Below are 15,771 nucleotides of genomic sequence, written 5' to 3' on the forward strand. Positions count from 1 at the left end.
CCCGGGTTGCAATGAAGCCGGCCTGCCCGCCGCTATAATTCATGTGCATGCCAAGCGGCTGCAAATCGCCGCATACGATGTCGGCTCCGTAGTGGCTAGGTGGCGCAAGCACTCCAAGAGATATAGGGTCAACACCCACAACCAGAAGTGATCCGTTTCTTTTTAATAAAGATGAAATCTCTTCACCCTGTTCCTCGATAAACCCAAGATAGGAGGGATTCTCAAAATAGACTGCAGCAACATCTTCTGTTAATTTTGCTTTTAAATCTTCCAAATCTATTGCGCCTGACTTAATGTCAAAGCTAATAAATTCGAATTCTAGTTGCGGAGTCCCATAATTAATGATAATTTTGCTCCGCTCAGGGCCTACCGTCCTTGCCAGCAAAACCTTATTCCTTCCGGTAATCCTTCCAGCCATCCTGATTGCTGTAGCTGCAGCTTGTCCCCAGTCAAATGTAGGTACATTAACAACATCCATGTCCACCAGTTCAGCAACCAAGCTTTGATATTCAAAAAGTGCCTGAAAACGCCCATGATCCTCGTAAGGTTCTCCAGCATATGCTGTTAAAAATTCCGAACGCTGATTGATTTCATCACAAACAGCCGGGATAAAATGCTGCCAACAGCCAGCTCCAAGAAAATTGATAAATTCCTTAGTGCTTGTGTTTTTATTAAGTACTCCTTCTATATGGCGTCTTAGCTCATACTCTGTTAATGCCGGCGGCAAGTTTAGCGTTTCCTTTAGCTGGAGCTCTTGTGGAATGCCTGCATATAAATCCATGATTGATTCCGCTCCAATTACCTTCAACATTTCAGCTTGAACTTCAGGTACCATGTTTGGTATGTAAGGATGAACCTTCTGTCCCATCTTCAATTCCTCCTAACAATTTAGTGGTTTTGATTACTTTGAAACTAGCTAAGCAAGCCCGCCTCCATCGACTATTAAATCTGACCCACTTACCCATGTTGATAAATCACTTGCCAGGAACAAAACTCCATTGGCAATATCTCTTGGGGTCCCAAGCCTTTCTAATGGCCGCCCTTTTGCAGACGATACAAGGAAAGCTTTTTCTTCCTTGTTTAGTTGTCTCGCTTCATCCCTTAATAGGGGAGTATCCGTATCTCCCGGGCAGATGCAATTTACCCGGATATTTTGCGGGCCATGGTCAATAGCCATTGCTTTACTCAAATTCACGACACCCGCTTTCGCTGCGCAATAGGCAGCCGCTTGATCTCCGCCCTTTATCCCCCAGCCTGAGCCAGTGTTAATAATGCTTCCACCCCCGCCGCTGGCCATTAGCGGAATTAAATATTTTGATAGGAGGTAAATTCCTTTAAGCGATACGTCAATGACCAAATTCCAATCTGATTCATCCAAATCTACTACTGATTTCCTTCTGATCACACCTGCATTGTTAAAAAGAACATCTACTCGTCCATAGTTTTCTTCAAGGTAATTTCTGACTGATATGCAATCGGAAGCTTTTGTCACATCACAACGGAAGAAATCAACTTTATAGTTTTTCATTTGCAGGTCCGCCGCTGCCTTTTGTCCTTTGTCTTCGTTAATATCCAATAAAACAACTTTTGCTCCAACTTCAGCCAGAAGTGTGCCTGTTGCCAGTCCAATTCCTGAAGCTCCCCCTGTCACTACACAAACCTTATTTTGCAAGCCAAAGTAATCCACCATATTGATTCCGCCCCTTCAAAATGATTACTATAAATTGAAAATAATTTTCTAAATGGTCTGTTGATTTCCGTTACAGGCGCTTCGCTTTCCGCGGGGCGTGCGGTGAGCCTCCTCGATGCCCTTGGCGACTGTGGGGTCTCACCTGTCACGCAGCTCCCGCAGGACGTTGAATAATCCTCCCCGAAGAAGCACCGCAGGAGAAAATGCGCTTTTTGCATTTTCGAACGAGTCTTCGCGCCTTCCACTTCAATCAACAGAACTGCACAAAACGATTTTTTCAAGTTGAATATATTGTTTGAAAATACTTATAACCTACTGTTATTTAATGTAAATCTCTGAATCTTTTACTGCCTTATTCAGGAGCGTCTCAGCATCCTGCTCTAGCATAATTGCATTGATGGCTGAAGAAAGATTTCGATTGATTTCATCCCAATTTTTATTAAGATGGAATGCAGGGGTATCGTTTGATCTTTCTAGCATTTTGTAGAATGGCTTAATCAATGGATCTTCCTCGGTCTTTATATCTTTTACAACACTTATGCGGACCGGCAGATCGGCGGTTCTCCTTTTAATCGCTTCTGCTGAGGAATAGAATTTTACGAATTCCCAGGCCAGTTCCTTGTTTTTTGAATCCTCTGCTATTGAAACCGCGGAGGATGCAATGACTCCTTTCACAGATTTCCCTGAAAAAGCAGGCATTTCCACTGTTCCAAAGTTTACTTTTGCTTCTTTAAACTCTTCCAATGGCCAAATACCGGTTTCCCACATCGCTATTTTGCCTTCTTTAAAAAACTCTTCCCCACTTTGCTGATTTTTACCGCCAACCAGAACTGCACTCTTATCCTTTAGCATGTCAGCAAAGAAGTTAATTGCTTCAATCGTTTCAGGGCTATTCATATAACCTTCAACTTCTTTTCCATCTTCACTTATAAAGCTTGACCCATTACTCCAGATAAAACCTTGCAAGTCATACGTATCCGGTTCCGGCCTTATTCCGAATCCATACTGTTTTTTCGATGGAACGGTCAGTTTTTCCGCAACCGCTTGGAAATCATCCCATGTCCAGCCTTCCTCAGGATAAGGCATGCCGGCAATGTCGAATAAATCCTTGTTAAAATAAACTACCCTCGTCGTAAAACCCGCTGGGATTCCATACAACTTTCCATACATACTTGAATAATTGAACAAGCCTTGGTAAAAATCGTTCAAATCTAGTTCAGAATCGTTTTTTACAAACTGGTCTAGCGGTTCCAGCGACTGAAAATAGGCTGGGAAGTTCCACATATAAACGACATCCGGAGGATTTTTTGTACCAAAGGACGTAGCCAGCTTTTGATCAAATTCATCACCATATGCTTCAACCTGGACCTTTACATTTGGGTTTATCTCCTCAAATCTTTTAGCAATATCCTCCTGGATTTTCAGCGCTTCCCCTGAATCCCATGTTGCAAAACGAAGAACTGTTTTACCTCTTTCTTCTTTCGTCTCCTCATTCGCTTTGGGGCCGATCGTTTCTCTGTTTGAACATGCACTGGCAAAAAAGATAAACAGGAGTGCTAGCAAAAGCATCGTTAATTTCTTCATCCAAGTCTCCCTTTTTTCCTAATTAAATTGGAAACCGCTTTCATTTTAACGTGAATGAAAGCGGTCTTGAACCTAATCCTATCTTATTCTTTTTGTATTATTGTTTGAATTTTTAAAATATAAGGAGGAAATTTGTTAGATAAAATTCACCTTTTTGTTTTGCCGATAATCAGACGGTGTTTTACCTGTACATTTTTTAAACCATTTGCTGAAATACTTTCCATCCTGTATACCTATTTTTTCACTAATCTCCTGCTGAGTAAGTGATGTATTCTCTAGGAGATCGCATGCAGTGTTTATTCTCATTCTTTCAGTAAATTCAATAAAGCTCTCTCCAACCGTTTTTTTGAACATCGTGCTAAAATGGCTCCTGCTCAAACCTACTTTAGCTGCTATATCGCTTGATGATAGAGGCTGCTCTAAATGCTCAATCATCATTTTTGTTGCCTGCTGAATTGGTAATGGCCATTCCTCGGTCGAGAATTTAAACTGCTTCTCAATTTTTAATAGTTTATAAAGATATAAAACACCTTCCATCCATTCTTCAGAACCTTTAAAAGGGCCTCCCACTCTCCAGTTAACCGCTGAGTTTTCACTCTTTTCCTTAATTAAACACTTTTCCAACGTTTCTTTTGTTTCCGCCGGTATGAAGATAAATGCCTGTTCCTCGCCGCATGGAATTTTAGCAAATCGTTTTTGCTCGGAAAATAGTTGAATATGCTCATCGCAATCCATTCCACTTAGTAAAAAAATATAATAAGGTTCCTTCTTCCAATTCCAGTCAGCAACAAAAAGGTTCTGGAGCATTTTTGGAAAGGAGTTGGTAAAACCGCAAAGCCATGCATAAAATTCCTTTCTTAGTAGAGCAGAATCTTCCTGCCCCTGTCCTTTTGAGTGAGACAATTCTTTTTGGAACCTCTCCAAATAGTCTTCAAATTCCTGGTCTTGAAACGCAGTTTTCAAAATATAACCTGAAGCCCCAATATTCAAGCCTTCTTGTGCGTACTCGAAATCACGATGGCAGCTAAGTAATAATATTTTTGCAGAAGGAGAATGCTGTTTAACTTTTCTAGCCAGTTCAATTCCATTCATCTCCGGCATGACGATATCCGTAATTATTATTTCTGGAGAATGTTCCAAAAATAGTTCCCATGCCCTTTGTCCGTTGGAAGCATCACCAATGACTTCCATACCGAATTTATTCCAATCAATGGTTGCGATTAACCCTTTTCTAACGATTCTCTCATCATCAGAAATTAGAACTTTTATCATCAGAAAGCCTCCTTTTTGGCCATATAATAGTAAAAACCGTCTTCTTACCCACAACAGATTTAATAGATAACCCAAACTCTGTCCCAAAATGAAGCTTTACGCGCTGATCTACGTTATATACGCCGATTCCGCCCCTTCCTTTTTCTTTTGGATTCATCGGATTAAGATGATTTTTAATTGTATTTTCATCCATCCCTTTTCCATTATCCTCAAGGGTGAGTTCCAAAATGCCGCCCTTTGCAATAAGCTTGAGTTCAATTCTTCCTATTCCATCTTCAAATGCATGGAAAAAAATATTTTCAAATAATGGCTGAAGCGTCATTCGAGGGATTAAATAGCTCAGGCAATTTTCCTGTATATTTTCTATATATTCGAAGGTTTTCCCGTAACGGGCCTCCTGTACCTTCAAATAATGCTGAATAGTTTGCAATTCCTTTTCCAACGTTATTAACTCATCAGAAAAATTAAGGTTTTCATGAAGCACCTCAGTCAAATGGTATATCATTTGCTGGACTTCTTTTGCTCCGGAGAGCCTGGCTTTCCATTGTATCGAATTTAATGTATTGAATAATAAGTGGGGATTGATTTGATAATGAAATGCCCTTAATTCGGCTTGTCTTTTTAATCTCTCTGTATAGCTAATCTGTTCAATTAATCCTTTAATTCGATTAACCATTTCGTTAAAGCTTTGTGCCAAAACTCCCAATTCATCCTTTGAAGTAACTTCCACTTGAGTATCCAGGTTTCCTTTACTGACCAATTCCATTGAAGATTTAAGGCCTGTAATCCGTTTTGTAAGCGGGATAGATAAGAAAGCTGCTAAAAGAGTAACTAGCACAATTGAAAAAATAATGCCCATTATTGTATATCGGTAGATGACATTTGAGGATTGATAATAATATTCAACAGGGATCCGGATATGAATGTCCCAGCCAAACCCATCAAAATGGTTATTCCAGACAATATCAGTTTCCTCTTCCTTTGGGGCATTCCCCGTCTTATAAACGACTTGATTCGCTCCATTTTTAAGAGTAATTGAAGCATGAAGCTTATTTTCGAGGAAATTTATATAAGAAAACAGTTCCTCGGCATTAGTTTCGATTAATAATTTGCTTCCTTTTAAGACGCCAAACTGGCTATCTATCGGAAAAACCATCCCCATCACTTTTTCAGTCTTTTCACTATTATAATAATGGTCTGTATTGTAGAAACCGATCCAAAGCTCCCCTTCCTTCAAGCTATTTACTTGTTTCCAAAACGGTTTTTGAAAGAGCTTATGGATATTAAGGCGGCTGTTTCCATAATAATAGCCTGTATTTGTAATTAAATAGATTCCTTTTGTATTATAGGTTTTATGGGCTTCGAGGTATCTTTCAAAGTTTTTATTTTCGATGAAATCTGTATAGGAATGGGGAATTTCTTCTTTTAAAATAACCAGTGTCGGGTCGGATAAGTAATGATTAATATCGCTCGATATAACAAACATTTGTTCAAACGTGTTTTCAAGTTGTTTATTAAGCTGGGATACAGCAAATTCCTCATATTCATTGTATTGATCATTAATGATTTCAGAGGATTTTTCATAGGAAAGCACACCAAACAATAGTAATGGAATTAAGGCGACCATGAGGAAAAAAAGAATCATTTTGGTCCGAATACTGCCGAAAGGAAGGTTTTTCATTTTTATGGATAACTCTTTAAGTAAATTCATATGATAACCACCGATTTAGGAGTAATAAGATAACATCATCATATCAAATTTTTTAAAATAGTAAGAATATTATTTTAAAAAAGAAAATAATTTCTATTTTTGTAGTCATATTTCCTGCCTCTCCTAGGAAAATAATGGTTACTTATTGTTTTAAAACTATTTATAATACCTGTTAAAAGAAAACACAAAAAAACAGACCCTTTTACAGGGTCTGTTTTGGTCATTTAAGAGTATTAAGCTTTTTGAACGTTTGCAGCTTGAGGTCCACGTGCACCTTGCTCAACGTCGAAAGTTACTTTTTGACCTTCGTCTAATGATTTGAAACCTTCAGATTGGATTGCAGAGAAATGAACGAATACATCTTCTCCACCTTCGCGCTCGATGAATCCAAAACCTTTTTCTGCGTTAAACCATTTAACTGTACCTTGTTCCATGTTTGTTGCCTCCTAGTGCTAAAGCACATTGTATTACTATCCCTGCCCAAAGTGATCATTAAGACGAAAAGACGAAAAGTCGAACTTTTTGCATCCTTTACACCGAACAAAAATAATTCTTATTTAGAATAACATATATTAGAAAAAATAGCAAATCGGTTTAGAAAATAGTTAGCAAATCGATGAGGGATTACCGTAACGAGAGGACCGAAGCACACTAGGCGCTAGGCGCTCCTCTAATGTGCTGCAATTTTGGTGAAGCTTTTTTCTCGGCTATGCTTATGCTGCCAAGCATTCCTTATGGAGCTAGACGAATGAAAGGACGGTTCCCATCAGCCGGATGAGAACCGTCCCTTTTAATCAATTTGTATTTTCTCTTGGAGAGGTGTACATTTGTCTTTCTTTTTTCTGTGGCAGATTTTTTACTTGGGCTGGAACTTTACTGTAGTATTTGCCCTTCGTATAAACCGCTACGACCACCGTGAGGATTGAGGCTAATATAGCACCAAAGAAAGTCGCAGTGTTTTGCAGGAACGTACCCATGTATCCTAGTGCAGCGATGGTTCCGATTACACTTGAGATAAGCAGCGGAACAACCCCAGCTGGATTCCATTTATATAATTTTTCTTGTCTTGCTTCATATTCTTTCGGTACGATCTTTAACATTTTTTTCACGACTAATGCATCTGTGACTAAAATTGCAGCCCATGCCATCAGGAGAACTCCCTGGAACGTCATTGCGCTAGTTAAATGTTCTAAAATTCCGCCAAGCATCAGCGCCATTGAAACGACAGCTGAGACAACGATCCAGAAACGACGTTTGGGTTTGAAATGAAATACATTCTCAAAGAAATTGGACAGTGATAGGGAAGCACTATAAATATTTGTAATGTTAATACGCAATTGTGTTAACATCGTAAATACTACTCCACCCAACCCAAGAAGTGTGACAATGTAAACACCCGGATTCGATTCACCCAATCGGACACCAAACCAGATTCCAAGTACTCCCATAACACCAAAACAGAAAATTTGGGGAATAAATCCAATCATAATTGAACCAAGTTTAATATCCTTTGGTTTAAGGAATCGCGCATAATCTGATGCAATTAAAGCTGTAAGTCCCATAATTCCGTGCTGCATTCCGATACATAAAAGCAACGCTGTTCCGCCGATCTGAACACCATCCGGCAGATACGTCCAAAATTGACCATCGAATTTAGATGATGTATTGAACGCGACAATGATTGTGGTAATTAAGAAGATACCAAAGATGGGTAATGACCATTTTTGTAATTTATCCAATTGTTTAATTCCGAACCAGTTGAGCGGAATAACAATTGATCCAAATACTACAATTAGTAGCCATAATGGAATTGCGGGGAAAAATGCATGTACGGCCGTAACGAGGATCATACCTTCGAATGCACAATACATGATGAAATTGGATGCGTAAATTAAGGAGGTTAACGAAGCACCAATATATCCAAAACCCTGTCTAGACATTAGATTTACGTTCATCCCTGATTTCGCGGATAAATAGGCAATGACTGTACCTAAAAGTCCTGCAATCACGATGGCATAAATGGCTGAAATAATGGCGTTCATTGCGCCAAACTGAAGTGCCATAACACTACCTGTTTGAAAATAAAAAATTGCGGTGGCGATACCAAACGTTATATTGGTTACACTAAACCACCCCATATTCCGTTTTTCTACCGGAACCTGTTCAAATGAATAATCGTCTTTTTCTTCTTTAATCTCCAATGTCTGATTCAAACTCATGTAATCATCCTTTCATGATGTTCTACACAGACTGTATCCTTCCCGCGATTAACGTTCCACATTCAATATCCCTTCCAAGAATAATTGCTGCTTTTGAAGGATAACAGAATGTGCATTTATTAACATACTTATGGAAGATAAACTATTTAACCTCCCTTCTTCCGTAAAATATTTTTCCACAATAATACTAGTATAACATAAAAACAACTTGGGGACAGTGTTAACCACGAAAAATGATGATTATCCTCATTTATCTTGCTCAAAACAACCTATTGTATGGAACATTCCCAGGAATTTCATCATAAATGATACAGTATGAGAATCCGGGCTTCCACTCCCTCCTCCTATACTATCGGCATCATTGCCAGGTTGAATTGATGCCTTATACTCAAAGGTCCTTTCCAGACCGTTGTGGCTGTTAAGAAAAAGATCAGAATAAAAGCTAAAAGTTGTTGTTTGGGATAAGTTAGTTTTACTCATATAATAAAAGAAAAGTATGCCGTTCTTATGGATTGTTTGGTTTGGCCATTAAACAATACCACAAGGTGCATACTCTTCTTTTTATTGTTTTTTATGAGGGAACTGTCTTAAAACCATCGTGCAGCGAAAGCTTGCCTTCAGCAAACGAAAATTATCTCCGCTATCTTTGTTTTGGTTTTATATGGTCTCTTAGAATATCAATGATTTCTCTTGTTTCGTCCAGATGTTTTACTGTCTGGGCGTATGCCTGCGATGCCACACACATAAATAAGATATCAATCACATGAAGCTGGGCAATACGCGAGGATGTGGCCCCGCTTCTGAATGTGGGCTCCCTTGTTGCAGATGTATACAGCTTAATATCCGCCTGTTCAGTGACTAAAGACGAGCCATACTTCGTCAAGCTAATGGTATGGGCACCCTTTTTATGTGCCAGCTCAAGAATTTTTGCTACCTCAAAGGTTTTTCCTGAAAAAGAAATCCCGACAACAACATCATTTTCTTTCGCATTGGCCACTAGCGTTGCGGCCATATGGAAATCCTGGAAAGCCGTTGCTTTTTTGTCAATTCGTAAAAACTTTTGCTGGGCATCCTGAGCAATGATGCTCGATGCTCCTACACCAAAAAAATGGATAGTTTCAGCATTTTGGCACAGTTTTACAGCTCGTTCAAGTTCTTCGTGATCCAGTAATTCCGCAGTTTCCCGTATCGTTTGAATACTGTTGCTCGTCATTTTCTCAATGATCGATACAGCATTTTCATTGGGTTCAATATCACGAAACCCAACAGCCCTATTTTTCTGCAGGTCCCCGGCAATCCGGAGTTTCAGTTCCTGGAACCCTTTTAATCCAAGTGACTTACATAGCCGGATTACTGCAGCACTGCTGGTTGAACTTCTTTTCCCAAGCTCATTTGCAGTTAAAGATACCGCTGTTTGAGGATTTTCGAGAATATATAACGCTATTTTTTCTTCAGAAGGAGGAAGTGTCGAATGCATTTCTGACAGCATTACGAGCCCTCCTGTCATATATGACATATGGCATCAACTCTCTTAACAGATTCGTTTTATTCTATATAGATTTCTTCATCACATGAAATCGGCGTGTGATTTCAAATCCACTATTTTTATAAAGATGGCCGGCAGCACTTTTTTCACCGGTCCAAAGGAACCAGGCGCCATGAAGGCCCAAGGAACGCATATTTTTCAAGCATTCATGCAACAGAATCTTCCCAAGGCCCTTTCCTTGTTCTTCAGAATCTATACCAAACGGCCCAAAACGGTCAGGGATTCCTTCATAGCCGCCATGAAGGCAAAATCCAACCAGTTTGCTGGCGTTTCTTGCAATCAACACCTGATTGAGCGGAAGCCCCTGCAGCAGCCCTTCCCGAATCGCCCGGCCCCAGTCCGGGTTAAACTCGTTGTTGGCAAATTGTATCACTTCATATATGTCTTTGTCTTGGGCAATCACAAAGGAATATCCTTCTTGCTCACGTTGTTTCTTCAATTGAAGCACCGGTTCCGGATACGTATAACCAACCAGCGTTTTGTCCATGGCAACTGGTGAATACTGTTTTTCAAACCCCTGCCACAAAAGAAAAGCGTATCCCTCCGGATAGGCAGCCTCATCTATTCCAGGCAAAATGTAATTGGGAGCATACGATGCGAAAAATACATTTTTCCGCCCTTCTGCTGCAAGAAAGTTGTTGGCTGCCTCCATTAACACATTTCCGACACCCGAACGGCGGAAATCCTGATGAACAAAAAAGAACGGAATCCAGCCATTTTCCGGTTCCAAGTCCGTACCGAACATTGGCAGCAGTCTTCTTACTGCATAAACACAGCCAATTACTTTGTCATCTTCCACTGCCAGCTGAAGGCCTTTCGGATCGAAATTGGCATCCAGTAAAACAAGGTTGCGGAATCTCCTGGAAGTAATCGGGTCAAGCGGAAGGCTTTTGTTCCAAAGCTCGACGATTTGCTGTTCATCGCCAGGTTCATAACAACGGTATGATATCACAAACACACGCCCTTTCCTAAGTCCGTCTCAAATACAAATGGGTTTATTTATAAAGAAGATATGGCTTTCTTTGTGTTTTAAAAGCTTCTGTTTGCTGTTCACACTGTTCCAAGAAATCCTTTACTTGCCCATTCAGGATTATATTCCGTAAACGGTCCGTGCCAGCCAGCAAATCAAACATGTATCTCTGATTTTCACCATACTGCACAAACGTAAAGTCATTTGGATACAACTCAGCAATAATTTCGAGCAAAGCCAAGCCAGTCTTTAAGGAATGAAGCTCCTTCCTGTTCACTACATGAAGCTGTACACCCTCGCAAGCTTCTTCCTTGTGTTTCTGGTAGGTTGGAATAAATGAAACCGGGCGTGCCAAAACACCAGGCAGCTGCTTAGCATTGAACGCTCTTGCCAAATGGTAGCCATCAATATAAGGAGCTCCGACATATTCGAATGGACGCGTTGTCCCCCTGCCCTCAGAAAGGTTCGTACCCTCCACTAAACATGTCCCTGGATACAAGGTAGCCATATCGATGCCAGTTGTATTGGGTGTAGGCGGAATCCAAAACAATTCTGTCTCGTCATAATAAAGCTCGCGGTTCCAGCCCTCCATAGGAATTACGGTAAGATCACAGTTAATCCCAAATTCATGCTTGTACAGCAGGGCAATTTCCCCGACTGTCATGCCGTGTCTGTTCGGAATCGGATACAGGCCAACGAAAGACCGAAACTTTTCTTCCACTAAATTGCCTTCGACAGTGATTCCTGAAATCGGATTGGGGCGGTCAAGGACCACAAAGTGTTTTCCGCTTTCGGCACAAGCCTCCATCATATACGCCATCGTATAAATAAACGTGTAATACCTTGCCCCAATATCCTGTAAATCAAAGAATACAACATCAACTGACTCCAACATTTCTTTACTCGGCTTTTTCGATGCTCCGTATAAACTATAAACCGTCAATCCTGTATAGGGATCAATTGCCGACTGAACCTTTTCTCCCTCTTTGGCACTGCCGCGTATCCCGTGTTCCGGTGCATACAGTGCTGTCAAATGAAGGTCCGGATGCCCATGAAATAGGTCAATCGTCGGGACAAGCCTTTGATTTACTCCTGTCATATTCGTGACAAGACCGAGTCTTTTTCCTGGAAACTTCCCAACATATTTTTCAAAAAAAACATCAAGGCCAATTCTCACATTTGTACCTACTTTCACAAGAAGTAAGAAAGAGAGCTTAGAGAACCTAAACTTAGGTGAAAGGTATCATATTCCACATGATGATTAGAATCCAATCGGGACTTCAAACAGTTAATCCCCGCCTTTTTCCACAAAAATTCGAATGGCAGGCAGGGGTCTAACTGTATATGAATAACTCTCTTTTTACTGTCTTTATTCTTTTACGCCGCCAAGAGTCAGGCCTTTTACAAAATGGCGCTGGAATAAGATGAAAACAATAATCATTGGAACAGATGCAATTGCCGCCCCGCTCATCAGCAGCTTAAAGCTTGCCAGGTTCGCATCTTGCAACGTCTTCAATCCTACAGGGAGCGTATACAGGTTTGCATCGTTCAATACAATAATCGGCCATAGGAAGGAATTCCACACATTCATAAAGGTGAAAATACCCAATGCGGCCAAACCCGGCCTTGCCAGGGGCAAAACGATTTTCCAGAACGTTTTCCATTCGCCTGCTCCATCAATTTTTGCAGCGTCCAAAAGCTCATCTGGAATGGAGTACATAAACTGCCTCATTAGAAACACACCAAACACCATTGATAAGTCAGGAAATATCAGCGCCCAATGCGTGTCCATAATCCCCAGATTTTTAACCATCATAAACATTGGGACCAATGTTACTTGCCCTGGAATCATCATTGTTCCGACGATGGCATAGAAAATGAGGTTTCTCCCTGGAAATTGCTTTTTGGCGAGCACATACCCGGCCATTGAGTCGAACAGCAAAATCCCCACCGTTACTACTACTGCGATATAAATACTGTTTAAGAACCAGCGGCCAATGTTATTTTTACTAAACAATGCGGTAAATCCGGAAAAAGTATCATCCACTATCTGGTCCATGATTTCGCGGTGATACACTTCAGCCTTCTCATCCCCGGCCTTGTCGGCATCACGGGCTTTGCCCCAGTGCTCAAAATACTCGGGGATACCCATTGGATACATTTTTGGCGGATTTGAATCCACGTATGAAACAGGTTTTGTTAATTCTTCATCCTGATATTTGCTTAATTGCATGGAAGTACTGAACACCCAATACAACGGCAGAAGGGAAACGATAGAAAAGACTAGCAGAAGTGCATAAGTGACCGCTTTATTTAATTTCATCATCTTGTTTCCCCTCCTAATCATCATTCCGAAGGACTCGGAATTGAATTATCGAAAATACTAAAATAATAAAGAACAAAACGATTGATTGCGCGGCAGCATAACCAAATTCAAAATCCCTGAATCCTGTTTTATAAATGAGATGGACGAGCGTTTCCGTGGACGTTCCGGGCCCACCGCCAGTCATCATAATAATCTGAGTGAAAACCTGGAAGGAACCAATCGTACTTAACAAAACCAAATACAGAGTAGTCGGTTTCAGCAACGGAATCGTAATTTGAAGCCATTTCTGAAGACTGCCCGCACCATCTATGGTTGCAGCTTCATATAACGAGTGCGAAATGGATCCCATCGCTGCCAGGTATAAAATAATCCCAACCCCAAATGGAATTAAACATTGCATTATAATCAGTGACCATAATGCTGTTGAAGTTTGTCCTAGCCAGTTAATCGGTTCTACTCCGAACCAGCTAAGCACGTAGTTGAATAAACCGAAATCATTGTTATACATCCAGCGCCACACCATTGCCACGATAACCATCGAAGTAACGGTTGGCAGATAAAAAGCTCCCCTGAAGAAGCTCTGTGACCATTTGCCAAGCGGATGAATAAGAGAAGCGATGATGAGTGCGCTAATGACGTTGAATGGTACAGTTACTACCGTAAAGAGAAACGTGTTTCCTAAAGCATCGAAAAATGCTTCGCTTTTAAAAACCTTTACATAATTGTCCAATCCTGCCCATTCACTTCCAAAAATTTTATATTCCTGGAAGGATAAAACAAAAGCCCATATCACGGGAATCACTATAAACGCTGTAAACAGAATTAATTTTGGAAGTAAAAAAAGGTAGGCGGTATAATTCTTTTTGATTTGAGTCAAAAGGGATGTTTGTTTAGTGGCAACTTTAACATCAGCGGCTGTGTGTGCCTGGTGAACGGGTTTCAAGTTAACTCCCCCAATCTTGATAAAACTTGGGCTGCCTCACAAAGGGTCTGATCCCTTATGAGACAGCACCAAGCCAGTAACTACTTATTCTAGCAGCTCATCCACTTTCTTTTGAGCATCGTCCATTGCTTGCTTGGCGGTTTTTTCGCCATTGAATACAAGCTGAAGCTCTGTCTGGATGGCTTCATCAATCTTTTTCCATTCAGGATGGCGTGGAAGCATCACAACTTGTGAAGACATTTCCTGTGCACGCGCCATTTGTGGATTATCTTTATATGGATCTTTATCAGCTGTGCTGATTCGTGCAGGGAACGTTCCATATTTCTGTGCCATTGTGAACTGTTCGTCTGTTGTATTGATAAACTTCATAAATTCGCCAACCATTGCTTTCTTGCCTTTATCTTCTTGATGGAACATAGTCCAGCCGCCTACACCGCCAATTGTAACTGGTTTGCCGGATTTTCCAGTTGGGTAGTTAGCAACTGCGAAATTAGTAGGGAATTTGCCTTGTGCTGCACCAATTGCCCATGTTGCCCAAGCCTGCATAGCAACTGTTCTTTGCTGTTCATTTGCCCACGCTTGGAACGTGCCGCCTACGTCAGCTCCACCTGATGATTCAGGAGAAACTTTATCCTTCAGTTTCAAGTCAGCCAGGCGTTGAATCGCTTCAACTGCTTCAGGACTATTGAAAGTAAATTTCTTCATATCATCACTTAAAGGGCTGCCGCCATCAATATAGAAGAAAGGCCATGCTTCATAATATCCAGGCAAAATGTAAGTAGAAAATCCGTAAACGTCTGTTTTGCCATCGCCATCGCGGTCAAATGTCAATTTTTCCGCAGCGTCCATGAATTCATCCCAAGTCCATTCGCCATTTGCAGGTGGCTCAACGCCGCGCTCTTTAAACAGGTCAAGATTCAATAGCATAGTGTGGACCGTCATAGAGTTCGGAATGCCGTATAACTTGCCATCATACTTGTATGCATCAAGAGCGTTCGGATAGAAATCCTTCAGTTCATCTTTTGAATAAAGATCATCAACCGATTCAATAACACCCTGGTCAATTTGATCGATGCTGACAGCACTTCCGCTAATGTCTACCGGAGCAATATCAGGCCATGATTTCCCTGCAATCGAAACACCAAGTTTATTTGGCAGTTCTGCCCAAGGAACTTGGACAAGCTCCACTTTGACACCTTCATGCTCTGCTTCAAATTGCTTGATTTTTTCTTCCATCCAGTGATATTTGTTATCTTTGTCATCCGGCCAGCGCGGGCCGTCCCATACGGTGATGGTTCCCTTCCAATCTTTGCCGCTGTCGGAACCCTTTGTACTGTCACTGCTGCATGCTGCCAAAGCTCCAATACTTAAACTAGCCGCAAGAAATAAGTTAAGCATTTTCTTCATTGGATTTCCCCCTAAATTTTTTTAAAAATAAAATGTCCTTATGAGATTCAGCAAGATTGTCACCGATTATTTCCGGCCCTCGCCTCCTTTCCGTATCAATTGC

Annotated in this window: 12 protein-coding genes and 1 pseudogene; all 13 read right to left on the bottom strand. The window is 40.9% G+C overall.

Going from position 1 to position 15,771, the window contains the following annotated elements; translation table 11 throughout:
* Window positions 1-868 (bottom strand): annotated as a pseudogene (locus tag TY16_RS13205) (aminomethyl-transferring glycine dehydrogenase subunit GcvPA); the annotation flags it as partial.
* Window positions 869-916: 48 nt separating this feature from the next.
* Window positions 917-1,690, bottom strand: a complete 774-nt coding sequence (locus TY16_RS13210) for an SDR family NAD(P)-dependent oxidoreductase (RefSeq protein ID WP_043932377.1) — start codon at window positions 1,688-1,690, stop codon at window positions 917-919.
* Window positions 1,691-2,008: 318 nt separating this feature from the next.
* Window positions 2,009-3,274 (bottom strand): ABC transporter substrate-binding protein, encoded by a 1,266-nt coding sequence (locus tag TY16_RS13215; protein WP_043932378.1) that lies wholly within the window; start codon window positions 3,272-3,274, stop codon window positions 2,009-2,011.
* A gap of 135 nt (window positions 3,275-3,409) precedes the next feature.
* Window positions 3,410-4,546 (bottom strand): response regulator, encoded by a 1,137-nt coding sequence (locus TY16_RS13220; protein ID WP_052342717.1) that lies wholly within the window; start codon window positions 4,544-4,546, stop codon window positions 3,410-3,412.
* Window positions 4,524-6,257 carry a sensor histidine kinase gene (locus tag TY16_RS13225; RefSeq protein WP_052342718.1) on the bottom strand — a complete coding sequence of 578 codons (1,734 nt, stop codon included), beginning with the start codon at window positions 6,255-6,257 and terminating at the stop codon, window positions 4,524-4,526. The genes TY16_RS13220 and TY16_RS13225 overlap by 23 nt, the downstream gene beginning before the upstream one ends.
* A gap of 233 nt (window positions 6,258-6,490) precedes the next feature.
* Window positions 6,491-6,691 carry a cold-shock protein gene (locus TY16_RS13230; RefSeq protein ID WP_026694123.1) on the bottom strand — a complete coding sequence of 67 codons (201 nt, stop codon included), beginning with the start codon at window positions 6,689-6,691 and terminating at the stop codon, window positions 6,491-6,493.
* Window positions 6,692-7,051: 360 nt separating this feature from the next.
* Window positions 7,052-8,476, bottom strand: a complete 1,425-nt coding sequence (locus tag TY16_RS13235) for a purine-cytosine permease family protein (RefSeq protein ID WP_043932379.1) — start codon at window positions 8,474-8,476, stop codon at window positions 7,052-7,054.
* A 640-nt stretch (window positions 8,477-9,116) separates the two neighbouring features.
* The gene (locus TY16_RS13240; protein WP_081772970.1) at window positions 9,117-9,965 is read right to left on the bottom strand and encodes a MurR/RpiR family transcriptional regulator; all 849 of its coding nucleotides are present in this window, start codon (window positions 9,963-9,965) and stop codon (window positions 9,117-9,119) included.
* 61 nt (window positions 9,966-10,026) lie between these two features.
* Window positions 10,027-10,974 carry a GNAT family N-acetyltransferase gene (locus tag TY16_RS13245; protein ID WP_043934713.1) on the bottom strand — a complete coding sequence of 316 codons (948 nt, stop codon included), beginning with the start codon at window positions 10,972-10,974 and terminating at the stop codon, window positions 10,027-10,029.
* A gap of 43 nt (window positions 10,975-11,017) precedes the next feature.
* Window positions 11,018-12,169: an exo-beta-N-acetylmuramidase NamZ family protein gene (locus tag TY16_RS13250; RefSeq protein WP_043932381.1), complete on the bottom strand. Its 1,152-nt coding sequence runs from the start codon at window positions 12,167-12,169 to the stop codon at window positions 11,018-11,020.
* Between the two features lie 192 nt (window positions 12,170-12,361).
* Window positions 12,362-13,318, bottom strand: a complete 957-nt coding sequence (locus TY16_RS13255; RefSeq protein WP_155922244.1) for a carbohydrate ABC transporter permease — start codon at window positions 13,316-13,318, stop codon at window positions 12,362-12,364.
* A gap of 13 nt (window positions 13,319-13,331) precedes the next feature.
* The gene (locus TY16_RS13260; RefSeq protein ID WP_043932382.1) at window positions 13,332-14,261 is read right to left on the bottom strand and encodes a carbohydrate ABC transporter permease; all 930 of its coding nucleotides are present in this window, start codon (window positions 14,259-14,261) and stop codon (window positions 13,332-13,334) included.
* A gap of 84 nt (window positions 14,262-14,345) precedes the next feature.
* The gene (locus tag TY16_RS13265) at window positions 14,346-15,668 is read right to left on the bottom strand and encodes an ABC transporter substrate-binding protein (RefSeq protein ID WP_043932383.1); all 1,323 of its coding nucleotides are present in this window, start codon (window positions 15,666-15,668) and stop codon (window positions 14,346-14,348) included.
* Between the last annotated feature and the right edge of the window lie 103 nt (window positions 15,669-15,771).

It is taken from the genome of Bacillus sp. EB01, from assembly GCF_000613125.1.
GTDB lineage: Bacteria > Bacillota > Bacilli > Bacillales > Cytobacillaceae > Bacillus_D.

Coding starts and splice junctions, on each gene's coding strand:
- TY16_RS13225 (WP_052342718.1), bottom strand. CDS start 6,257: ATGAATTTACTTAAAGAGTTATCCATAAAAATGAAAAACCTTCCTTTC.
- TY16_RS13210 (WP_043932377.1), bottom strand. CDS start 1,690: ATGGTGGATTACTTTGGCTTGCAAAATAAGGTTTGTGTAGTGACAGGG.
- TY16_RS13240 (WP_081772970.1), bottom strand. CDS start 9,965: ATGCTGTCAGAAATGCATTCGACACTTCCTCCTTCTGAAGAAAAAATA.
- TY16_RS13215 (WP_043932378.1), bottom strand. CDS start 3,274: ATGAAGAAATTAACGATGCTTTTGCTAGCACTCCTGTTTATCTTTTTT.
- TY16_RS13230 (WP_026694123.1), bottom strand. CDS start 6,691: ATGGAACAAGGTACAGTTAAATGGTTTAACGCAGAAAAAGGTTTTGGA.
- TY16_RS13265 (WP_043932383.1), bottom strand. CDS start 15,668: ATGAAGAAAATGCTTAACTTATTTCTTGCGGCTAGTTTAAGTATTGGA.
- TY16_RS13255 (WP_155922244.1), bottom strand. CDS start 13,318: ATGATGAAATTAAATAAAGCGGTCACTTATGCACTTCTGCTAGTCTTT.
- TY16_RS13235 (WP_043932379.1), bottom strand. CDS start 8,476: ATGAGTTTGAATCAGACATTGGAGATTAAAGAAGAAAAAGACGATTAT.
- TY16_RS13220 (WP_052342717.1), bottom strand. CDS start 4,546: ATGATAAAAGTTCTAATTTCTGATGATGAGAGAATCGTTAGAAAAGGG.